Source organism: Mycobacterium sp. ML4 (assembly GCF_054515735.1).
The window spans coordinates 39,581-60,461 of sequence record NZ_JBTNSY010000025.1 but is presented as its reverse complement, the minus strand read 5'-3'; the positions used below and the strand labels follow the sequence as shown (position 1 = coordinate 60,461).

Annotated in this window: 24 protein-coding genes and 1 pseudogene; 11 read left to right on the top strand and 14 right to left on the bottom strand. The window is 64.7% G+C overall.

Translation table 11 applies throughout. From position 1 onward, the window contains the following. Window positions 1–8 precede the first annotated feature (8 nt). Both ACX9NE_RS24020 and ACX9NE_RS24015 read left to right on the top strand, forming a co-directional pair. The gene (locus ACX9NE_RS24020) at window positions 9–2,333 is read left to right on the top strand and encodes an arylsulfatase (protein WP_459363992.1); all 2,325 of its coding nucleotides are present in this window, start codon (window positions 9–11) and stop codon (window positions 2,331–2,333) included. 2 nt (window positions 2,334–2,335) lie between these two features. Further along, complete coding sequence (locus ACX9NE_RS24015) at window positions 2,336–3,004, top strand: GAP family protein (RefSeq protein WP_459363993.1); 669 nt, start codon at window positions 2,336–2,338, stop codon at window positions 3,002–3,004. A 3-nt stretch (window positions 3,005–3,007) separates the two neighbouring features. Here ACX9NE_RS24015 and ACX9NE_RS24010 read toward each other — a convergent pair whose 3' ends face one another. The 3 genes from ACX9NE_RS24010 to ACX9NE_RS24000 form a co-directional block, all read right to left on the bottom strand. Further along, window positions 3,008–3,865 (bottom strand): bile acid:sodium symporter family protein, encoded by an 858-nt coding sequence (locus ACX9NE_RS24010; RefSeq protein ID WP_459363994.1) that lies wholly within the window; start codon window positions 3,863–3,865, stop codon window positions 3,008–3,010. Between the two features lie 33 nt (window positions 3,866–3,898). After that, a complete protein-coding gene (locus tag ACX9NE_RS24005; RefSeq protein ID WP_459364048.1) occupies window positions 3,899–4,603 on the bottom strand; it encodes a peroxiredoxin in 705 nt (234 codons plus the stop codon). Between the two features lie 129 nt (window positions 4,604–4,732). Further along, window positions 4,733–5,263: a hypothetical protein gene (locus ACX9NE_RS24000; protein WP_459363995.1), complete on the bottom strand. Its 531-nt coding sequence runs from the start codon at window positions 5,261–5,263 to the stop codon at window positions 4,733–4,735. 76 nt (window positions 5,264–5,339) lie between these two features. Between ACX9NE_RS24000 and ACX9NE_RS23995 the strand changes: the two genes are divergently transcribed. Both ACX9NE_RS23995 and ACX9NE_RS23990 read left to right on the top strand, forming a co-directional pair. After that, window positions 5,340–5,708, top strand: a complete 369-nt coding sequence (locus ACX9NE_RS23995; protein ID WP_459363996.1) for a SpoIIAA family protein — start codon at window positions 5,340–5,342, stop codon at window positions 5,706–5,708. A 58-nt stretch (window positions 5,709–5,766) separates the two neighbouring features. Continuing rightward, window positions 5,767–6,540 carry a YqjF family protein gene (locus tag ACX9NE_RS23990; protein WP_459363997.1) on the top strand — a complete coding sequence of 258 codons (774 nt, stop codon included), beginning with the start codon at window positions 5,767–5,769 and terminating at the stop codon, window positions 6,538–6,540. 56 nt (window positions 6,541–6,596) lie between these two features. On the opposite strand, the gene ACX9NE_RS23985 is transcribed toward ACX9NE_RS23990, so the two are convergent. Both ACX9NE_RS23985 and ACX9NE_RS23980 read right to left on the bottom strand, forming a co-directional pair. Next, complete coding sequence (locus ACX9NE_RS23985) at window positions 6,597–7,016, bottom strand: hypothetical protein (RefSeq protein WP_459363998.1); 420 nt, start codon at window positions 7,014–7,016, stop codon at window positions 6,597–6,599. Further along, window positions 6,997–7,764 (bottom strand): SDR family oxidoreductase, encoded by a 768-nt coding sequence (locus ACX9NE_RS23980; protein ID WP_459363999.1) that lies wholly within the window; start codon window positions 7,762–7,764, stop codon window positions 6,997–6,999. Before ACX9NE_RS23980 ends, ACX9NE_RS23985 begins: the two co-directional genes overlap by 20 nt. An 18-nt stretch (window positions 7,765–7,782) precedes the next feature. On the opposite strand from ACX9NE_RS23980, the gene ACX9NE_RS23975 reads away from it, so the two are divergent. Then, entirely contained in the window at window positions 7,783–8,259 is a 477-nt protein-coding gene (locus ACX9NE_RS23975) for a nuclear transport factor 2 family protein (protein ID WP_459364000.1), read from the top strand. Here ACX9NE_RS23975 and ACX9NE_RS23970 read toward each other — a convergent pair. Together ACX9NE_RS23970 and ACX9NE_RS23965 are read right to left on the bottom strand one after the other, a co-directional pair. Beyond that, the gene (locus ACX9NE_RS23970; protein ID WP_459364001.1) at window positions 8,249–8,986 is read right to left on the bottom strand and encodes a DJ-1/PfpI family protein; all 738 of its coding nucleotides are present in this window, start codon (window positions 8,984–8,986) and stop codon (window positions 8,249–8,251) included. The two genes, ACX9NE_RS23975 and ACX9NE_RS23970, sit on opposite strands and share 11 nt — an antisense overlap. Window positions 8,987–9,000: 14 nt before the next feature. Then, complete coding sequence (locus ACX9NE_RS23965) at window positions 9,001–9,951, bottom strand: GlxA family transcriptional regulator (protein ID WP_459364002.1); 951 nt, start codon at window positions 9,949–9,951, stop codon at window positions 9,001–9,003. A gap of 109 nt (window positions 9,952–10,060) precedes the next feature. Between ACX9NE_RS23965 and tpx the strand changes: the two genes are divergently transcribed. Next, window positions 10,061–10,558, top strand: a complete 498-nt coding sequence (gene tpx / locus ACX9NE_RS23960) for a thiol peroxidase (protein ID WP_459364003.1) — start codon at window positions 10,061–10,063, stop codon at window positions 10,556–10,558. On the opposite strand, the gene ACX9NE_RS23955 is transcribed toward tpx, so the two are convergent. Then, window positions 10,555–10,794, bottom strand: a complete 240-nt coding sequence (locus ACX9NE_RS23955; RefSeq protein ID WP_459364004.1) for a hypothetical protein — start codon at window positions 10,792–10,794, stop codon at window positions 10,555–10,557. The genes tpx and ACX9NE_RS23955 overlap by 4 nt on opposite strands. A gap of 439 nt (window positions 10,795–11,233) precedes the next feature. Between ACX9NE_RS23955 and ACX9NE_RS23950 the strand changes: the two are divergent. Together ACX9NE_RS23950 and ACX9NE_RS23945 are read left to right on the top strand one after the other, a co-directional pair. Continuing rightward, window positions 11,234–12,450, top strand: a pseudogene (locus tag ACX9NE_RS23950) (13E12 repeat family protein). Between the two features lie 252 nt (window positions 12,451–12,702). After that, a complete protein-coding gene (locus ACX9NE_RS23945; protein WP_459364005.1) occupies window positions 12,703–13,014 on the top strand; it encodes a DUF4333 domain-containing protein in 312 nt (103 codons plus the stop codon). Here ACX9NE_RS23945 and ACX9NE_RS23940 read toward each other — a convergent pair. From ACX9NE_RS23940 to ACX9NE_RS23925, 4 genes are read right to left on the bottom strand one after another with little or no spacing between them, the layout of a single operon-like run. Then, window positions 12,995–13,945: an NAD(P)H-dependent flavin oxidoreductase gene (locus tag ACX9NE_RS23940; protein WP_459364006.1), complete on the bottom strand. Its 951-nt coding sequence runs from the start codon at window positions 13,943–13,945 to the stop codon at window positions 12,995–12,997. The genes ACX9NE_RS23945 and ACX9NE_RS23940 overlap by 20 nt on opposite strands. Further along, window positions 13,935–14,318: an NYN domain-containing protein gene (locus ACX9NE_RS23935; RefSeq protein WP_459364049.1), complete on the bottom strand. Its 384-nt coding sequence runs from the start codon at window positions 14,316–14,318 to the stop codon at window positions 13,935–13,937. Before ACX9NE_RS23935 ends, ACX9NE_RS23940 begins: the two co-directional genes overlap by 11 nt. Before the next feature lie 26 nt (window positions 14,319–14,344). Continuing rightward, window positions 14,345–14,602 carry a hypothetical protein gene (locus ACX9NE_RS23930; protein WP_459364007.1) on the bottom strand — a complete coding sequence of 86 codons (258 nt, stop codon included), beginning with the start codon at window positions 14,600–14,602 and terminating at the stop codon, window positions 14,345–14,347. Between the two features lie 60 nt (window positions 14,603–14,662). Beyond that, complete coding sequence (locus tag ACX9NE_RS23925; RefSeq protein WP_459364008.1) at window positions 14,663–15,304, bottom strand: PE family protein; 642 nt, start codon at window positions 15,302–15,304, stop codon at window positions 14,663–14,665. Window positions 15,305–15,654: 350 nt separating this feature from the next. Here ACX9NE_RS23925 and ACX9NE_RS23920 point away from each other — a divergent pair, with 350 nt between their 5' ends. Beyond that, window positions 15,655–15,990, top strand: coding sequence for a PE family protein (locus tag ACX9NE_RS23920; RefSeq protein WP_459364009.1), 336 nt, complete (start codon window positions 15,655–15,657; stop codon window positions 15,988–15,990). 31 nt (window positions 15,991–16,021) lie between these two features. Beyond that, on the top strand, window positions 16,022–17,419 hold the full coding sequence (locus ACX9NE_RS23915; protein WP_459364010.1) for a WS/DGAT/MGAT family O-acyltransferase: 1,398 nt from the start codon (window positions 16,022–16,024) through the stop codon (window positions 17,417–17,419). Window positions 17,420–17,451: 32 nt separating this feature from the next. Here ACX9NE_RS23915 and ACX9NE_RS23910 read toward each other — a convergent pair whose 3' ends face one another. Next, entirely contained in the window at window positions 17,452–18,132 is a 681-nt protein-coding gene (locus ACX9NE_RS23910; RefSeq protein ID WP_459364011.1) for a response regulator, read from the bottom strand. Beyond that, the gene (locus ACX9NE_RS23905; protein ID WP_459364012.1) at window positions 18,114–19,817 is read right to left on the bottom strand and encodes a sensor histidine kinase; all 1,704 of its coding nucleotides are present in this window, start codon (window positions 19,815–19,817) and stop codon (window positions 18,114–18,116) included. Before ACX9NE_RS23905 ends, ACX9NE_RS23910 begins: the two co-directional genes overlap by 19 nt. Window positions 19,818–19,901: 84 nt before the next feature. On the opposite strand from ACX9NE_RS23905, the gene ACX9NE_RS23900 reads away from it, so the two are divergent. Continuing rightward, window positions 19,902–20,810 (top strand): NAD-dependent epimerase/dehydratase family protein, encoded by a 909-nt coding sequence (locus ACX9NE_RS23900; protein ID WP_459364013.1) that lies wholly within the window; start codon window positions 19,902–19,904, stop codon window positions 20,808–20,810. The last annotated feature ends 71 nt before the right edge of the window (window positions 20,811–20,881 follow it).

Genomic DNA, 20,881 nt, shown 5'->3' with positions numbered 1-20,881 from the left:
GAGGCAAAATGGTCGACCTACCGCGGACAGCCGAACCGTTCACCGGGGTGATCAACCCGTCGATAGCTGATTCGACCCCGGTGAAGCCGACCATCACCTACCCGCCGGCCGACGCTCCCAATGTCGTCGTCGTGCTGCTCGACGATGTCGGATTCGGCGCGGCGGCCACCTTCGGCGGGCCGGTGCCCACCCCTGCGCTCGACCGGGTAGCACAGAATGGATTGCGCTACAACCAGTTTCATACCACGGCATTGTGCTCGCCGACTCGCGCCGCATTGCTGACCGGACGCAATCATCACAGCGTGCACATGGGCACCATATGCGAAATCGCCTATGGCTTCCCGGGTTACGACAGCATTCTCCCGCCGAGCACCGCCACCGTCGCAGAGATCCTGCGCATGAACGGCTACAACACCGCGCTGTTCGGCAAGGCGCACTTCACCCCCACCTGGGAACTCGGACCTGCCGGTCCCTTCGACCGCTGGCCTACCGGGTTGGGTTTCGAACGCTTCTACGGGTTCCTGGGCGGCGATACGTCGCAGTATGAACCGGCCCTGTTCGACCAGACCACACCGATCGAGCCCTACCTCGGCCGTGACGACTATCACCTCACGGAAGATCTCGCCGACCGGGCCATCGAGTGGATCCAGCGGCAGCAAACCTCCGCTCCGGACAAGCCGTTTTTCCTCTACCTCGCCCCGGGCGCCACGCACAGTCCCCATCACGTGTGGCCGGAGTGGTCGGACAGGTTCGCCGGCCAATTCGACGACGGCTGGGATGCACTGCGCGAGAGCATCTACACCCGGCAACTCGAGCTGGGCATCATTCCGTCCGGCACGCAACTGACGCCGAGGCCGGAACAAATACCGGCGTGGGCGGATTATGACGATCGTTACAAGCCGGTGGCCAGACGGCTGATGGAAGTCTATGCCGGATTTCTCGCCCACACGGACGCGCAGATCGAACGGGTCATCGATGCCATCAACGAACTGGGTCAGTGGGACAACACCCTATTCATCTACATCTGCGGCGACAACGGCGCGTCGGCGGAAGGCACGGTGCACGGCGCCTGGAGTTCGCCGTCGTTTCAGAATGGTCTACCCGAAGACCCCGAATGGCTGCTTGCCCATCTGGAGGACTTCGGGACGGCTCGCTGCGACAACCATTACAACGTCGGCTGGGCCTGGGCGCTCGACGCCCCGTTCCAGTGGATGAAGCAGGTGGCCTCCCACTTCGGCGGCACCCGCAACGGATTGGCCATCTCCTGGCCCCGGCGGATCGCCGCGGCCGGTGAACAGCGCACTCAGTTCCACCATGTCATCGATGTCATGCCGACGATTCTGGAGGCGGCCGGCATCGAGATGCCCACGCGGGTCAACGGTGTCGAGCAGAAGCCGGTCGAAGGGGTCAGCATGCACTACACCTTCGACCAGCCCGACGCTGAAAGTCAGCGAACCACACAGTATTTCGAGATCTTCGGTAATCGCGCCATCTACCATCGGGGTTGGATCGCATCATGTTTTCATGGTCGGCTGCCCTGGATACGCACCGGCCGTCACCCGTTCGGTGACGCCGAACGTTGGGAGCTGTATAACCTCGGCGGTGATTTCAGCCAGGGAGCCGATCTCGCCGACCAGTACCCGGCGAAACTGGCTGAATTGCAACAGATTTTTGACGCTGAAGCCCGTCGGTACGACGTATACCCGCTCAGCGATACGACGCTGGGCCGGGCGCTGCCGGTCAACCGGCCGAATCTGCTGGGCGACCGCATGTCTGCCACCTACTACCCCAGCCATGTGCGTATCCCGGAGACTGCGACGCTGACCTACGCCAGCACGTCGTTTCGACTGCGGGCACAGCTGGTGATCCCGGCGGGCGGGGCACAGGGAGTGGTCATCTGCATCGGCGGGGCGATGGCAGGGTGGAGTCTCTATTTCCAGTACGGCGTTCCGATGTTCACCTACAACTATCTCGGGCACGAAATCAGCACCGTAACCGCTACCGATCCCTTGCCGGAAGGGGCTGTCAGCCTGGGCCTTTCGTTTGATTACGACGGCGGGGGACTGGGCCGGGGCGCAACGGCTTCACTGCTGGTCAACGACCGCGCCGTCGCTCACGGCCGCGTCGAGCGCACCGTCCCGTTCCGCTTCTCGATGAGCGGTGAAACGCTGGACGTCGGCGTTGACACGGGGTCACCGGTCGCGCGGTATGGCCACAATTTCCGGTTCACCGGTCGTATCGACCGGATCGAGGCCTCCGTCGACCCACGACCCGCCGACCTGGCAGCTGCGGTAGCCGAGGTGGAGATGCGCGCGGCGATGGGTTCGCAGTAACCGTGTGGAGCAGCCTCATCCCGCTTATTCTTGGCGGAGCCCTGGAACCGATTGACATCATGATCACGATCATGTTGCTGGGCACGCCGTCGCGCCTGGGGGCGGCAGGCGCCTGGATTTCCGGGCATGTCGGCACCCGGCTGCTGCAGGGTCTCGTGTTCGGCACCATCTTGCACTGGGGAGCCCGCCGAGACTCGCACCACTCCTACCACTGGATCGTCTCGACCATACTTCTGGTCGTTGCGCTGCTCTTTCTCGTCACCGTCGTCCGGGAGTTGGTGACCGGTGACAATCCGGATGCGCCGCCGCCGAAATGGATGGCAATGCTGATGTCGGCCACGCCCCTCAAGGCCTTCTTCATAGGTGCCGGTGTAGTCACGGTGTCGGTGAAGGCATGGGTGTTGACGTTGGCGGCGATCGGCGCCATCGGCGGTGCCGGGCTCGGGCGCGCCGCCAATGTGACTACCTACGTCATGTTCGTCTTGCTTGCCACCAGTGTGAATCTGCTGATTATCGGAGCCGCCGCACTACTGGGCGACCGGTCACGTTCGGTGCAGGAGCGACTGCTGCAGTGGCTGCAGAGTAAGGACCGCACCATCGTGATCATCATCGGGCTGGTCTTCGGAATCTGGTTCGGGTTCAAGGCGCTGCGCGGCTTCGGGATTCTATAGCGGTCAGCCGGCGGACCTGGCATCGCTGCGGCGGATCCATCGCGCGTAGACGACGCCGACCAGCGCCGTGATGACGCCGTAGAGCGCAACAGCGCCGCGTTCGTCGGCGTTCGGAAAATTCGCCGACGCAATGGTCAGCGCCGTCGCCGGGTGACGGCACGCGGCGGCGAAAGCCACCACCGCCGAGAACTGTCGATCGGGCCCGCCCAGCAGATGCCCGACGGCGAAGGCACCGACGACGAAGACAACCATCGCGACCACGGTAACACCACCCAGCAACTTCCACATCTGTGGGGCAGCGGCGACCAGCAGCACGATCATCGCCACAGGCAACGCCCACCGCTGGGCTTGTTCGATGGGGCCACCGATTCGATCGGCCAGTGCGGGCCAGAACCTGCCGATAGCCATCCCGGTGATGAGAGGCGCCAACACCGACACCAGCATCAGTTTGCCTACCGCCCACGGACTGGAGACGTACTGATGCCCGAACACGTCGCCCAGCAATCTGGCGGTCACGGACAGCGCCGGCACCGCGAGCGCAGCCAGGACGATCACCAGCCCCAATCCGAATTGCGCCTGCCCACCGGCCTTCTCGCCGCGCCGCGGCAGCAGCGGCGGCAGCGGCGAGATAGCAAGTGTGACAAGCGCAATGGCTACCTGGGGCTGCACATCCACCACGTTGACGATCAGAACGGCGATCGCGGGCGCGATCAACATCACGGCCACCATTGCGCGGCACAGCAATCCACGGCGCTGCAGCACATACCGCACGTCGGCGAACTGCGCCGTCAACCCGTAGCCGAGGATCACCGCGAACAAACTGATCTGGAATGCAATTTTCGCCGCTTCTGCCAAAGTCACGACGGACAGCCTGCCACGGCCAGGCCGGACAGATCACCCCGTTTTCGTGCCACCGCCGACTCGGATCGCGGATTCGATGTGGTCTGCACTGATCTCCTTGGTGCAGAAGAACCAGTCTTCACATGTGATGCCCTCCGCCCGGCCGTCCATGCGCTCCTTGGCAGTCCCGCACGAACCTGCGGGCGGCACGATCACCCGGTCTCCCGGACGCCAGTCGGCCGGCGTTGCGACTTGGAAGTGATCGGCGGTCTGCAGCGCCTGGATAACCCGTAACAGCTCGTCGAAGTTGCGACCCAGGCTCAGCGGGTAATAGATCACAGCCCGGATCGTGCCCTTGGGGTCGATGATGAAGACCGCGCGCACCGCCTTGGTGGCGTCCTCGCCCGGCATGATCATTCCGTACTTCTTGGCCACCTCCATCGAGACGTCCTCGACGAGCGGGAACGTCACGTCCACGTCATGCATACCGCGGAAGGTGATCTTCTCCTTGATCGTGCGCAGCCAGGCGATGTGGCTGTACAAACCGTCCACCGATAAGCCCACCAATTTGGTGTTGTAGGCCGCGAATTGCTCGTGCATCGAGGCAAAGGTCATGAACTCGCTGGTACACACCGGAGTGAAGTCAGCCGGATGAGAGAAGAAGATGACCCATTTGCCGGCGTGATCGGCGGGGAAGTTGATCGGTCCCTGGGTGGTTACGGCGGTGAATTCCGGCGCGGGGTCCCCGATCCGGGGCATACCGCCGAGCGAGGTGGTGTTTTCGGTAGTGGTCACTGGGCGATCCCTTCACTGTGTCTGGCACCCATTGCACAACCAAGTACGGCGTGCGAGATAGGGGCTAACGGCCCTGTGACGAAGGGACAACAGTCAGGGACTGGTCGCCTGGTTGATGATGAGTGGCGGTGGCCCGGCACCTTCGTGAGGATCAGCTTGCGTCTTGTAGAACGGCGGCAAGGTGCCTGCGCCGGCGTCGAACCGGGCGAGATATTCGGCGTCGAATGTCACCTGATACCACTGAATGCCAAGCGAGGCAGAAACATCCGGGTCGGTCGTCGGAGCGGTGGCGATCGCGGTGACGCGCACACACTTCACGTGCTTTCGCATGATCGACGAGAAGCTCGCGAGGCCGTCCGCGTCTAACTCCGCCGTCGTCGCACCGTACACGCCACGTACCTGCCGACCCAGATACCCCCACGCCGTGAGGTAATCCCTGCGATTGACCGCGGCGAAGTAGTCGAACAGCACCTGCTGGCCCTTTCCCGCCGCCCGGGCGTCGGGCTGCCCGTTGGCACACGCCGGTTCGGCCGCAGCCTGACCGCCCGGTGCGACTCCGAATGCGAGCACCAGCGCCGCAAGCTGCCATCGTCGATGCCGTAACCAACGAATCTGCACCGGCATACCGATGACTTTGGCCTCTTATCCGGCATTGTCAAGGGAGGGACCATGGCGATGTCCCGCGATCTAGGAGCACACCGTGATCCAATTCGAACTCGACACTGCGCGCTCCGTGCTGATGGTGCGACCGGAGTCCGCGCTCGAGAAGGGCGATTTTGTCGAACTCGCCAAGGTCGTCGATCCTCAGATCGAGGCGACGGGTGACCTTGCAGGCATCATCGTCAGCGCTCCGTCATTTCCCGGATGGGACGGATTCGGGGCGCTGGTCACCCACTTGCGCTTCGTCAGAGACCACCACAAGCACGTCAAGAAGGTCGCCCTAGTGACCGACTCGCACCTCGGGGATATCGCCGAGCATCTTTCAACGCACTTTGTTGCCGCGGACATCCGGCACTTTCCCGGCGGACAGGAAGACCAAGCCCGGCAATGGATTCTTGGCAACGCGTGATGTCGTGCGTCGCAACATGGTCCACCGCAGCGGGCGGTCGGCGTGTCACGATGGTGCGATGACCGCCAGCCCTGAGCGGCCCGGCACCGGGAACGAGAGAGATGCCCTCCCGGCCGGCTATTTGGTCACACCGCCGCGTTTGCCACGTCCGGTCACCTTCGACCAGCGCTGGAGTGACTTGACTTTCGTGCACTGGCCGGTGGCGCCCGACGCCGTTGCGCATCTGTACCCACCGGGCACCCGTCCGGACGTGTTCGTCGATGGAGCGACCTATGTGGGGCTCGTTCCGTTCAATATGTCCTATACCAAACTTGTTGGGGCGGTGCCTCTTCCATACTTCGGCCGTTTCCTGGAGACGAATGTCCGGCTTTACTCGGTCGACGACAGCGGACGTCATGGCGTGCTGTTCCGGTCCCTGGAGACGGCCCGTCTGGCCGTGGTGCCCGTCACTCGGGTCGGGCTCGGCATCCCCTACACCTGGGCGAAGATGCGGATGACCCGGTCCGGACGCCAGATCACGTATGACAGTGTGCGGCGCTGGCCCCACCGCGGACTGCGCAGCCTGATGACCGTCACCGTCGGTGACCTGATCGAGCCGACGCCACTCGAGGTGTGGCTCACCGCGCGCTGGGGAGCACACACCCGCAAGGCTGGACGCACCTGGTGGGTGCCCAACGAACACATCCAGTGGCCCTTGCACGCCGCCGAGGTCGCGGAGCTGCACGATGAACTGGTGAACGCCGCCGGCATCAAACCGACCGGCCATCGGCTGCGCGCCGTGTATTCCCCGGGCGTGCAGACGAATTTCGGCCGACCCTGCGTGGTTCGGTAAGCCTTTGCGCGAGTGCGCAATCGACGACGGGTCCGCGTCGCGACATACGCCGGAGGTCAATAAGCGAGCAAATGGAAATGCCCCCGTGGACACTCACCTTCGATGCCGCTGTACGGGTCGTCATCGAACTCTCGCCAACTCCAGTGCGCGCCGCAATAAGACGCCGCACATTCCGGGCAGTGGAACGGTGCGTAGCTGTACCCGACGGAATACAACGCAGACGCGTCGCCGTCGGCGATCGCCTGGCCCACCAATTCGACGCGCTCTGCTGACACCGGCAAGCTGATCACGCCGAAGAAAGTCTCAACCAGCACCGCCGCCTGTTCGTTGGGCCGCTGCAAGACATCCAACTCGGCTACTGCCTGCACAGCCCGGCTGGCGGCGCCGTCGACGGCGTCGCCAGGGGTGACGAAGTGCACGCGGCCCGCCGGCGCGCCACAGATCGCGCAGCTGATGTCAGGGAAGGCAGTAGCCACCGTCGATCACCAGGTCCGAACCGGTCATGTAGCTCGACGCCGCGCTGGCCAGGTACAGGTATAAGCCGTTGAGTTCCTCGGGCCGGCCGATGCGACCCATGGGAATCTTCGGCTCCCACAACCGGTGATACTCAGCGAGAGGTTCGACCAGTTCGGTCATGATGTAGCCGGGGCTGATGCTGTTGACCCGGATGTTGTGCGGTGCAAACTCCACCGCCATCGCCTTCGTCAGGTGAATCACCGCCGCCTTGGACGTGCAATAGTGGCCCACCTGCTGCGGGATGTTGATGATGTGGCCCGACATCGACGCGGTGGTGATGATGGAGCCGTCCCGGCCCTGCGCGACCATTGCTCTGGCCGCCGCTTGCGCGGTGAGAAAGACGCCGGTCACGTTGGTGTTCTGGATGCGTCGGAACTCTTCGAGGGACATGTCGAGCATCGGGGTCACCGAGACGATGCCCGCGTTGCACACCGCGATATCGATGCCACCCAATTCTGCGGTCATCCGGTCCACCATCGCCGTCACCTGGTCCGGCTGAGTCACGTCGCACGATATCGGCAACGCCTTGCCGCCGGACCTCGCAATCTGTTCGGCGAGCGTCTCCAGCGCATCCAAATGCCTTGCCACGAGTGCTATCTCGGCACCGGCTTCCGCATAGGCCAGGGCAACTTGCTTGCCGATGCCGCTGGACGCCCCGGTCACCAGGGCCTTCTTGCCGCGCAAGTCGAACAGATCCAAGACGCTCATACCCCTAGTGTGTCCGGTATGGGCAAGTTCGCCAAAGCAGAGATCGAAGATGCCGTCCGGCACTACACCACCGTCGTCGAAGGGTGTAGCGCTTCAGGCGACTGGCGCCCGTTCGCCGACCTGTTCACCCAAGACGTCGTTTACACCGAACACCACTACGGAGTCTTCCACGGCCGCGAGGAGGTGCGGCAGTGGATCGTCGATGTCATGGCGCCTTTCCCGCACATGCGATTTCCGTCGGGCTGGACGGCATACGACGAGGACAACGACGCCGTTGTCATCATGATCAAGAACCTGCTCGACCATCCGACCGACCCGGCCGGTGAGCCGTTCTGGTTCCCCAACTGGACTCGCCTGGTCTACGCCGGTGACGGCCTGTTCTCCAGCGAGGAGGACATCTACAACCCCAACCGCGACGTGCCGGGCGTGGTCGGAGCGTGGATACGGGCCGGCGGGAAACTCGCCACCGACGCGATCCCCGCGCCTAAACGCTGACCGTTTGGCGCCTGCGCCGCCGGGAGCGCGCCGCCGACAGCGCCTGCTCCCAGGCCAGCAGCATGGTGGCCTTCATATTGGCCGGCTGAACGCTGTCCTTGGACAACAGGGCGGTCGCGGCCGCCTTGGTAGTTGACGAGGCCTTCGAGATGTGGCCGGAGTCGAACGGGGGCTGCGGGTCGTACTCGATCGCCAACTGGATCGCTCTGGCGCGGCTGTCTCCGGCCAGCTGCCCGGCCAACCACAACGCAAGGTCGATTCCCGCGGAAACGCCTGCACTGGTGATGATGTCGTCTTCGTGAACGATACGCTGATCGCCGACCGGAGTGACGCCGAAAGCTCTCAGCGCCGGAAGCGCAATCCAGTGCGAGGTGGCGCGTTTATCCCGCAGCAGGCCGGCGGCCGCCAATATGACCGATCCGGAGCACACCGAAGCGGTCCAGGTCGCGGTTCGGTGGGCCTGCCGTAGCCAGGCGAGGAGCTTCTCGTCGCGCGCATGCACCGGAGTCGCCGGGCCGCCAGGCACGAGAATGACGTCGGGGGAGGGCGTTTCGGTCAGGGAGTGGGTGGCTCCCAGGACTAGTACCCCGGAGTCGGCGGTGATCGGTCCGGCCTCATGCCAGACGAACCGTACGTCGGCGTCCGGCAGTTGACGTAACACCTCGTAGGGGCCGATCATGTCCAACGCGGTGAACCCCGGGTAGGCCACGAAAGCGATCTGAGTCATTGCGGTTTTCCTTTCTAGGCGAAAGCTTTTCGGTACTGGTCGGGCGGGATGCCGATGCGGCGGATGAAGTTGCGCCGCATGGTTTCCGCGGTGCCGAAGCCGCAGCGGGAGGCGATCGCCACGACGGTGTCGTCGGTCTCCTCCAGCTGCCGGCGGGCCGCTTCGGTGCGCACGCGCTCGACGTAGTGCCCGGGCGCCTCACCGACCTCCTCGGTGAAGATCCGGGTGAAATGTCGCGGACTCATCGCGGCCCGCCGGGCGAGCTCCTCGATGCTGTGCGCGCCGCCGGGTTCGGCGTCGATGGCTTCTTGCACGTCGCGGATAGACGGTCGTTTCGCGCGAGGCATCCACACCGGGGCGGCGAACTGTGTCTGGCCGCCCGGCCGGCGCAGATACAGCACCAGCCACCGGGCGACCGTTTGGGCTACCTCGGTGCCGTGGTCGTCCTCGACGAGCGCAAGCGCGAGGTCGATTCCGGAGGCGACACCGGCGGCTGTCCAGATCTGGTAGGAGCTGCGGATGAAGATTGGATCCGGATCGACCTCGACCTCCGGGAATTCTTCGGCAAGCCGGTCGGCGAAAGCCCAGTGGGTGGTGGCACGATGCCCGTCCAGCAATCCAGCTTGTGCCGCCAGAAACGCCCCGGTACAGACGGTGACGATGCGGCGAGCCGTACCGGCGATCGCCTTGATCCATCCCAGAAACTCGGCATCGGTGCGAGCGGCATCGACACCGGATCCTCCTGGCAGGACGACAGTGTCGACCGGTTCAGCCGGAGAGGGCAGCGGTGCGGCCACAAAACCCAGACCGGTGCCGGTGTTGATCGGTTGTCCGTCACGGGAGGCGACGGTCACCTCATAGCCGCCCTTGGTCAGCAGCGACGCGCCGGTGAAGACCTCGTAGGGTCCCACCAGATCGAGGGCCTGAACGCCGGGAAAGCCGGCGATGACCACCTTGCGAACCATGACAACAGTGTTGGGCACAACCGACCGTGTCGTCTACGCCACGTAGCCCACAAATCAAGACATCGGACCTCGGCGCACCGCTGTCGCAGGGCTTTGGCAGACTGAGCGGATGGCACAGATAACCTTGCGCGGAAATGCGATCAACACCGTCGGCGAGCTCCCCGCCGTTGGATCTCTAGCACCAGCCTTCACGATGACCGGTGGCGATCTGGGCCCCTTCAGCAGTGATCAATTCAACGGAAAAGCCGTGCTGCTGAACATTTTTCCGTCGATTGACACCCCGGTGTGCGCAACCAGCGTGCGGACCTTCAACGAGCGCGTCGCCGGCAGCGGTGCGTCGGTGGTGTGTGTGTCCAACGATCTGCCATTCGCCCAGCAGCGCTTCTGCGGTGCGGAAGGCATCGAGAACGTCAGCGTGGCGTCGGCGTTCCGGGACAGCTTCGGCCAGGACTATGGCGTCACCATGGCCGACGGCCCGATGGCCGGCCTGCTGGCCCGGGCGGTCGTCGTGATCGGGGCCGACGGCAAGGTCGCACACACCGAGCTGGTGCCGGAGATCGCGCAGGAGCCCGACTACGACGCGGCGATCGCCGCATTGGGCGGTTAGCGGCTCGCGGGGAGCAGCGGTCGGCGCCGATCGACGGTCACGCGCCACCGTAGCCGCGGCGGGCGGTGCAAGAGGCGGTTGGCGTGCAGCAGCGGTAGCCGGGCCAGCAGCTTGGAGTCCAGGGTGGTCGTTTCCGTGTGCTTGGAGTAGTAGGCGCGCAGGTCCGCGGACTGGGTGGTGGGCACCATCGAAATCGGGCGCCGCGCCGGCGAAACCAGGACGCGACCGGGGCCCATTCGTTGCGGGTCGGCTCCATCACCACACGCAACGTGTCCTGCTCACCCGAGTCCGATGTCTTTCCAGAGTTTTCGAGCTCGGCAGGCCGAGTGAAGAACTTGCGTCCGGTCCACAGGAATGTCCCGCCGCAGCTGGCCAGCGAGTCTTGGTGGGCAGCGCGGCAGGCCAGGTCGTTACCCAAAGTCGGTTCCACAAACCTCCTTTCGTCGGGGGTCAGACAGTCCGAGTCCCGACGGGCATAGCCCAGACATTCCGTAAGCAGAAGTCCGCTGTCACGCGGCTCCAAGTTCCCGAACAGAGACGCCTGCCGGCTCAGACCGTGCCCCGCGGACGACCACTCAAGAACACAGAAATCACCAGGGTGTTCCAGTCGGTGGTTAGGCCGTTCTTAGGCACGCACCAAACCTAAATGTCGGTGGTCCTTCGTAGAATTCGGGTATGGCCGTCAGTTCGCGTGAGGAGATCGTGGAGGTCTTCGATGCACTGGATGCTGTGACGGACCGGTTGTGCGCGTTGACCTTTGAGGCCCTGACTACCCCGGAGCTGCTGCGGGCCCTGGAACGTGAAGAACGCCGGGAACGTCGCTCGCGGGCGGTGCGCCACGCCTTGATCAACCAACTCGCCGCCCAAGCCACCGAAGAAGAACTCGGCGGCAAACTCCCCGCAGCGCTGGTTGACCGGTTGCGAATCACCAAAGCCGACGCCAACCGCCGCATCGCCGAAGCCGAGGCTCTGGGCGAGCGCCGCGCCCTCTCCGGGGAACACCTGGGCCCGCTGTTGACCGCCACCGCCGCCGCCCAACGCAACGGCCGCATCGGCGACGCGCACATCAAGGTGATCCGCAACTTCATCGCCCACCTACCTACCACCATCGACGTCGGCACCTGGGAAGCCGCCGAAAAAGACCTGGCCGGCAAAGCCTGCGACTTCCGCCCCGACCAGGTCGCCAAGTACGCCCACGAACTCATGGCGCACTGCACCCCGACGGCGACTACACCGACGAGGAACGCGCCCGCAAACGCGGCCTGATCCTGGGCCCCCAGCAATACGACGGCATGTCGCGCATCAGCGGCCTGATCACCCCCGAACTCCGCGCCCTGATCGAAGCCGCCTGGGCCAAACTGGCCGCCCCCGGTACGTGCAACCCTAAGGACGAGGAGCCGGTCGTCGACGGCGCACCTGACGAACAAGCGGCCCGCCGCGATACCCGCAGCCAATGCCAGCGCAACCACGACGCCCTGGTCACCGGCATTCGCGAACTCTTCGCCTCCGGCGAACTGGGCACCCACAACGACCTACCCGTCAGCATCATCGTCATCACCACCCTGCAGGACCTCGAGCGCGCTGCCGGCCGGGCCCGCACCGGCGGCGGCACCCGCGTACCGCTGCCGACACTGATCCGCTGGGCCGCCACCTCCCATCATTATCTGGCAGTCTACGACCACGCCAAGCCCCTGGCGCTGTTCCACACCAAGCGCTTCGCCAACTTGGCTCAGCGAATGATGTTGCTGGCCAAAGAAGGTGACTGCACCCGACCTGGCTGCGACACCCCGGGCTACCACTCGGAAGTCCACCATGCCAGCGGTTGGACGAACACCCACGTCACCGACATCCACGACCTCACATCTGCTTTTGGGGGCCTACGGCCCCGATAACCGCCTCGCCGAAAAAGGCTGGAGCACCCGCAAGAACGCCAAAGGCGACACCGAATGGCTGCCGCCAGCCCACCAAGACCACGGGCAACCGCGAATAAATACATTCCACCACCCCGAAAAACTCTTCGCACCCGATGATGACGAACCCGATTGACCACAGTCGAAGTGGTTCTGCGCCTTCGGCTTAGCCGCCGCTGCAGGGAATCGGCGCATGCGAACAGCGTCGTGGTTAACCGCGGCCCCGTTACGCTCATGACAAGCACCGATAGCCGCATTGCCGCTGGCGTGATCGCCGGCCTGGTGGCATTGTCGTTGTCCGGCTGCAGCAGCAAGTCGACGATCAAGCCCGAGGGGGCCGCGCAGTCCGTCGTCGACGTCGTCGCCAAGCAAACCGGTTTCCGCCCTGTGGATGTCAGCTGCCCGTCGGGAGTGGAAGCCAAGGTGGGCCAGCAATTCGACTGTCACTTCACCGGACCCGAGGGCAAGCCCTACACCGCGCGCATGCAAGTCACCAAGGTCGACGGCGAGCAGGTGTTGTTCGACGTCAACTCCCGGCCGAGCTAGGCAGCCGATCGGCGGTGTCGGCCAACACTTGCCGGCATCCCGTCCACATTCGGGCAATGATGTCGGCGGCCGGTGGAAGATCGTCGATGCGCCCGGCTACCTGACCGGTATTGGCAACGCTGGCGTCCATGTCGCCGTCGAAGTAGAGCCGCTGCACCCGCTGCAATGCCGCACCGCCGGCCTCGAGAGAGGCAGCCGCATCCAGTTTTTCAGCGGCTGGCGTTCGAATCACGCGCATCATCCGCCTGCCGTCCAGGGGGAGTAGTACCGTGGACGTCTCGTTGGCGCTGACCACCGCCTGCTTGAGGTTGCCGTGTACCGGCGAGTCCGCCGAGGCGAGCAGTCGGGTGCCCATCTGCACACCGTCGGCGCCCAGTACCAGCGCTGCGGCCATCGACCGGGCGTCGCAGATGCCACCCGCGGCCACGATCGGGACGTCGACATGTGTTGCCACCAAAGGCAGTAGCACCATCGTCGAGGCGCCGAAGCGATTCTTGAACCCGCCTCCTTCAACGCCTTCGACCACCAGGCCGTCCACGCCGGCGTCGACGGCTTTGCGCGCCGCCGCCAGCGTGCCGACCACGTGGAATACGGTGATACCGGCGTCGTGCAGTCGGGCGGTGAACAGCGACGGGTCGCCTGCCGACGTCGTCACGAAACGAATGTCGTTGGCATATAACAGATCTACGACGACGGGGTCGCGATTAAACGGCAGCGCGATGTTGGCTCCGACGGGCCGGTCGGTGAGTTCGTGTACCCGCTGCACATCGGCACGGCCCTGTTCAGACGTGGTTTCAATGATGCCGAGCGCCCCGGCATTGGACACCGCCGCCGCCAATTGAGCACCGGCAATGTAGGTCATCGGCGCCTGAATGATCGGTATGTCGATGCCCGCCAGCGCACATAACCGGTTGGTCTCATCAATCGGCATGGCGCCCTAGACGTTTGGCGTCGCGCGGGTCGATCAGGTCGCGGAAACCTTCGGAGCGAATAACCGACGCGCCAAGGCTCCGGACCCGATCGGTCAGCGCCCGGTCCGATGTGACGACCTGAATTTCACCAGGCTGCCGGTCTGCTTTCACCAGCCGTACGATCTCGTCGTCGGCCGAGTTGGCCGCCGCCCTCGGCGCATACGTCACCTCGATCACCGACGAACGGATTGGCGTCGACGGCGGTCGTTCGAACACCACCGTGACGATCTCCTGGTGAGCCTGTGCCCAATCGTCAAGTTTGTCCGCTAGCACGACCATGGCACGCTGACGGTCTTTCCACCAGCCGTCCGGGCGGGTGCCTATCACGTTCATCCCGTCGACGACCCACCGCCGGCGCTTCAGAACCACCGGCGCCTACGGGTACTCCTGCCATACTTCTGAGCGCTTTCCTCCAACGCCCCCAGCGCGTTGATGACCTCCAGCTGCGACAGGATCATCAGACCGTTCAACTGCTTGAGGCGTTCGGGGTTTGCGGCAATCGACTCCTCATCATCGACATAGATGAGCAGAAAGTCCCGCAGCGCCTGGCTGCCCTTCATCCGCTCGGGGACCTTCATCTGCCGCAGGACAGTCGCCATCTCGGGCTCGTCGGTCACAACAGCGCTCCTTCACGTCGAGTGTCACGCGTTAGCGTAGATGCCTCGACATGGTGAAAGTCAGAGCAGCCGCTCACCAGCCTGTTCGTCGTCCTGGCTCTCAGGCTTACGCTCGTCCTGGTCGTCAGCGGGAGAGGTAGCCGACGCCAAACCGGCTTTCGAGGCGCCACCAGACGTCCCCGCGCCACTCATGCCGCTGCCCAGCGGGGCCGCGCCGCTCATCGCTGATGAGCCGGCGTTGACGGCGGTCGAGGTCAGCGACGACGACGGGGCCTGGGCGAGACCGGCCACGACCGGACTGCGGGCCGCGGCACCGAGTTCGCTCTGCAATGCCGCAGCACTCAAACCGCCACCGCCGCTTGACCCGGCCGCCGAACCGAACCGGGACATCGCAGAGGAGCTGAAGGCCAGCGCGCCGGCCGCGGATTCATCCGATTCGCCATACATGCGGGCGATGTCGGTCAACGCCGTCCCGGCTCGCATCAGTTCTTCTTGAGCTGCGGCGTTGGAAGCCAGCATGGTGGCCGCCTCTTGGGCGAACGCCATCACCGCCTGCATCGACACCTCTTCGCCGCCGGCCGGCACCAGCCCGCTCAACACCGACACGGCCGCCGTCGAGCCGGCACTGATGCCTTGACTGCCGATGTCGACCAACTGTGAACCGATATCGCCGGCCGCCGGATCGTGGGACATGGAATCCATTGCCATCTGCCTGCTGCTCCTGTGTTCGTGCGCGGTTACGACTGCAAACGCGCCCAGTCCAACCGCGCTGGACAACAACTTAATTCTAAGGTCTCCGAGGGGGGTCCCGAAGCACTTTCTGGCACGGGCTCATGACGATGAGCACAATGCGCAAAACCACGAAATCGCATCTTATTCCGTCTATCGCCCACAACCGCGACATGGCTTCCACGGCGTCGTAGGTTCGCTCTTAACGAATTGCGCGGCGGCCCCGCGCAGAGTCTTGAAACAAGAGTCGTCATCCGCGCGTGGCAGTGCCGCCGATTTGCGCATCGCAGTGAAATTCGCGCCAGCACAAAGAGGAGTCACCAATGCAAACCATGACATTTCACCCCGTCGTCGGCGATCTCGCAGCACAGCTCGTTCAGCTGGGTCTCACCAGCGTGCAGGCCGGGGACCATGCGCAAGCCTCGATCACCGGGCTCACACCCGCCGGCGCCGACGAGGTATCGCTGCAGGCAGCGACCGCATTTCACCAGGAGGCCGCGTCAATGTTGAGTCTGAACAAGGCCGCGCAGGAAGAGCTGATGCGGACCGGTGCGGCTCTGGTGCAAATCGCGCAGACCTACACCGACGTGGATCAGTCGGCTGCTGAATCCTTGGTATTCAACGCGCTGCCGATATCGAAGCCCTGGATCAACGAATAATCAGCATCTACACACACACCAGGAGACGTAAATGAATGTGATCGACAATTCGGCTGAATGGCCGCCACTGTCGAACGAAAGCGTCGACAATGTCATCGATCTGGCCGATCAAGCCATGTTTCTCGGCGAGCAGGCCACCGGAGCCACCGGCCTGTTGCAATGCGCTTGGGTTTACCACCGGTCGATCGACCTCGAGGGCCTGCGGACCTTCCATCGCCACCTGCAGCGGGGACGGCTGTGCCGGAGCATCGAACGGTCACCGTTGCCGTTCGGGCGCCACCGTTGGGTGATTCCCCGACACTTAGCCGACATCGAGATCGTCAGGTCGGCCCGACCGCGCGCGGAATTCGATACGTGGCTCGTCGAGCAGGCAAACACTGCACTGGACGCCGAGCACGGACCGCCGTGGCATCTGGCGGTGCTGCCGTTCGTCGAAGGCGGCGCCGGCGTAAGCCTGGTGCTGTCGCATTGCCTGGCTGACGGCCTCGGGTTGTGCGAAGCGCTGGCCGACGCCGCGTCAGGGCGCGATAGCACAATCTGCTGGCCCGCCGCCGGGTCGCGCCGGCGGTCCCGCCTGGTGCGCGCCGACATCCGCCGCATCGCCCGAGACCTCCCCGCTACTGGCCGCGCCCTCGGCGCGCTTGCTCGGATGGCCTGGCGCGGGCAGAGTAACGCAGCGCCAGCGGCCGGCCGATCCGCCGGCCGCAACGAACGGCTCACGATGCCGATGGCGACGGTCTTTCTCGCCGGCGATGAGTGGGACTCTCGCGCGCACGCAACGGGTGGCACGAGTAACGCGTTGTTCGCCGCGGTCGCGGCCCGGCTCGCTCAGCGCGTGGGGCGGGTCGCGGTGGACGGATCGCTGGTGTTGGCGATGCCGGTAAACGAACGCATTCCCGGAGACACTCGTGCGAATGCGGTGAGCAACGCAGACATCGCCGTCGAGCGGGTACCGAACTTTGCCGACCTGCGGGAGATCCGCGCCACGATCAGGGAGGCGCTGATCCGCCACAACGAGGTACCCAATGAGCGGTGGGCTTTGATGCCACTGGTCCCGTTCCTGCCGAAGCGCTTGGTCAAGAGGCTGGTGGGCGTCGCGGCCGGACCCCCGAACACCGTCATTGCGTCAAACCTCGGCGCGCTCGACCCAGCGGTTACCCGCGCGGACGGAACACCAGCCGACTGCTTCGCGATGATGTCGCTGTTCCCGGGTGTGACGACGTCGATGATGCGCACTACCGGGGGACGGTTGGCGCTGGCTTCCGGACGTGTGCACGGCCGGATCTTCATCTCCGTCCTCGCGTACCAGCCGGGCCGGCTCAACACGACTGACGTTCTGCGGCAGGACCTTTTAAGCACGCTGGAGGAGTTCGCATTGACCGCTACCGCTGGCTGGCCACAACCCGGTCCACTCGATGACGCCGCCTGACATGACGAACGACGTCACCTGACAGGCAGTCTTCAGCGGCCGGAGTGAGCCGGCCGGCTGCCGGCGGCGAACTCTTGTTCCGGTCTTCCCGTGGTCCCGTAACGCAACCCCACGCTGACCTCACCGGTGGTCGCCAACGACGCCAGATACCGCTGCGCCGTCGCTCGTGAAATCCCGATCGCACCGGCCACCTCGGCTGCGGACATGGGCGACTGCGCCGTCTGCAAGGCCTGCAGCACCAGCTTTTTGGTGGGGGAGGCCACGGTGGTGGGGGACTGAGCAGGGACGATCCGTGGGCGCAGTGCGTCCAGAGCGGCGTCCACCTCCGCGCCGGTGAGGTTCGGGCTGGACAGGATCTTGCGGTAGCGCGCATATCCCGACAGTCGCGCGGCCAGTTCGGTGGTCGCAAACGGTTTGACCAGATAACTGACCGCACCTGCCGCCACAGCGGCACGGATGGTGTCGGCTTCGGTGGCCGCCGTGAGAACCATGCTGTCACTGTGTAACTCGCGGACGAAGTCGATACCGGAGCCGTCCGGCAGGTAGACGTCGACCAGTGCCAGGTCGACCGGGGCGGCCCGGCGCGCGGCAGCCAGGGTGTTCGCGGTGTCTGCCACTGTGAAACCCGGTAGCGCCGCGACGATTCCGGCGTGCATGTTGGCAACCCGGAAGTCGTCATCCACCACCAACACGGTCAGGTCTGCTCCGCCCATTGCTCCTCCTCGGTCATCACATCCGGCAGACGGGCGATGAACTCAGCACCTGCCAGCCCCTGCCCCGCGGCCGGATTGCCTGGACTCGACAGCCAAAGCTCGCCACCGAGGGAACGGCTGATCTGGCGGGACAACGCGAGTCCGATGCCCCGTCCGCCGGGTATCCCAGAGTCCGGCTTGGTCGAGGTGCCTTCGGTGAACAGTTTCTCGACGAAATCCGGCGCGACACCATCGCCGCTGTCGGCCACCGCGACGTGCAGGGTCGAACCCTCCTGCAGCAGTTCGATTTCCACTTCCTTGACCGGATTCTCGCCGGTCCGGGCGGCGTCGATCGCGTTGTCGATCAGATTGCCGACCACCGTCGTGACGTCCACCGGAAGCTCGAGCCTGCCTGAAACCCAGGTGTTTTGACCGATCTTCAGCGTTACTCCGGCCTCCCGCGCAGCTGCGGCCTTGGCACCCAGGAACGCCTGCAGGTGGTTGTCGCGGATGGAATCGATGCCCGGTACCGCCGAACCGAGCGGACCGGACCCCAGCAACTCCTCCAGGTACTGCAGCCCCTCGTCGACATGACCGCTGTGTAACAGCCCGTTCAGGAGGTGCATCCGGTTGGCGAATTCGTGACGCTGGGCGCGCAACGCGGTGCTCATCACCTGCACGGCATCGAGCTGGCGGGTCAGCGACTCGACGTCAGTACGGTCGCGAACCACCAATACGGTGCCCAGTTGACGACCATCCCGCTGCACCTTGCGGGCCGAGACCACGACGATGCGGTGCCCGACGGTGGCCAGCGTCGGGGCCGAGTCCGCTGTCTCGAAAACGTCGAGAACGCGTGGCGTCAAACCGATTTCGTGGATGCGTCCGCCCAACTCAGTGCCGATCTCCAGCAGCCGGCATGCTTCGTCGTTGACGAAAGTGATGACGCCCGTCTCGTCGGCAGCCAGCACCCCCTCACCGATGCCATGCAGCACGGCCGCCTGCGTGCGCACCAGTTCTGCCATCTCGGCAGGACTCAGACCCAGCGTCATGCCACGCCAGCGGCGCGCCAGCGCTACTGAGCCAACCACCCCGATCAGCAGGGCAGCGCCACCCAGTGGGGCAAGGACCCGAAGGTTGTTGGAGAACTGCTCGTCGAACTCCTTCGTGGAAATGCCCACGCTCACCATGCCGAGCACCCGATTCGTTCCTGGCTCCACCACCGGTACTTTGGCGACGATCGACCGTCCCAGGGTGCCGGACTGGTGGAGTACCTCTTCCTTCCCGTCAAGGACTTTCGAGGGGTCGGTGCTCACCCGAAGTCCCAACTCGTCGCGGCGGGGATGTGCAAGCCGGATGCCACGGTCGTTGGCGATGACGACGAACAGCACATGAGTGCGTTGCTGCACGCGGGAGGCCACGGACTGCAGCGGCCCGGTCGCGAGTTCGTCGATCAATGCCGAAGGCGCGGTCACGGTCGGGGTTAGCGGGACATTCTCGTAGCGCCCGATGTTGTTCAGCACAGTGGGGGACGAGGCGACCACGCGGGCGATATCCATGGCGTGCACGCCGTACTGCAGATCCAGGCGGTGACGATTGAACTGCGCGAACAGCACGAACGCCACGATCAACGTCAACGTAACCAGGACGAGTTGCAGCAGCAGCACCCGGCTGGCGAGTCGCAAGTCGATGCGACCCCCGGTGGCCATGGACGGACCCTACCACGGGCGGTGAGCAGAATGAGCAAAACCGTGCGCATCATGTGCTGAGCACCGCACCGATACCATCGGCGCATGCGTGCCTCGAAGATCCTCCTCACCGGGGTGACCGGACAGGTCGCCACACCGGTGGCCGTGGCCCTGGCGGCGGACAACGAAGTCTGGGGCATCGCCCGATTCACCGACCCCGCTGCGCGTACCGGCCTCGAGCAGGCGGGCGTTCGATGCGAGCCGCTCAACCTAGCGGACGGCGATTTCGGCCGCCTACCGTCTGACTTTGACTATGTCCTCAATTTCGCCGTGGCTAAGAGCGGCAAGTGGGACAAGGATTTGGCGGCCAACGCCGACGCGGTGGGCCTGCTGATGGCCCATTGCCGCGGCGCGCAAGCGTTTCTGCACTGCTCGTCGGCGGCCGTTTACGACCCGCCGGACGACGCGCCGCGTACCGAACAGAGCGCGCTGGGCGACAATCACAAGCCGTTGTTCCCCACCTATTCGATTTCGAAGATCGCAGGGGAGACCGTCGCCCGCACGATGTCGCGGGTACTGGAGTTACCCACCACAATCGCCCGCCTCAACGTCCCCTACGGCGACAACGGGGGGTGGATGTATTACCACATGGAGATGATCCTGGCCGGAATCCCGATCCCGGTGCCGCCCGGTGAACCGGCGCGCTACAACCCGATCCATCAGGACGACATCATTGCGAGCATTCCGAAACTGCTTGCGGCCGCGTCGGTTCCGGCGACCACGGTCAATTGGGCCGGCGATCAGATCGTCAGCATCCAGGAATGGTGCGCCTACCTCGGCGCACTGATCGGCCGGGAGCCGGTGTTCGTAGAGAGCCCCCAGGCGTTGCGGGGCAATCCTGTCGATGTGAGCCGGCTTCATGAACTGGTCGGTGCTGGCAGCGCCGTCGACTGGCAAGACGGGCTGCGGCGGATGGCCACCAAGTTCCACCCGGAGCTGATCAATGGATCTTGACGACCGCTGCGGCAGATCGACGCGACCCGGGTGTGGGTGCAGAACCGCAGTCGCAAGAATCCGGTTGTGGC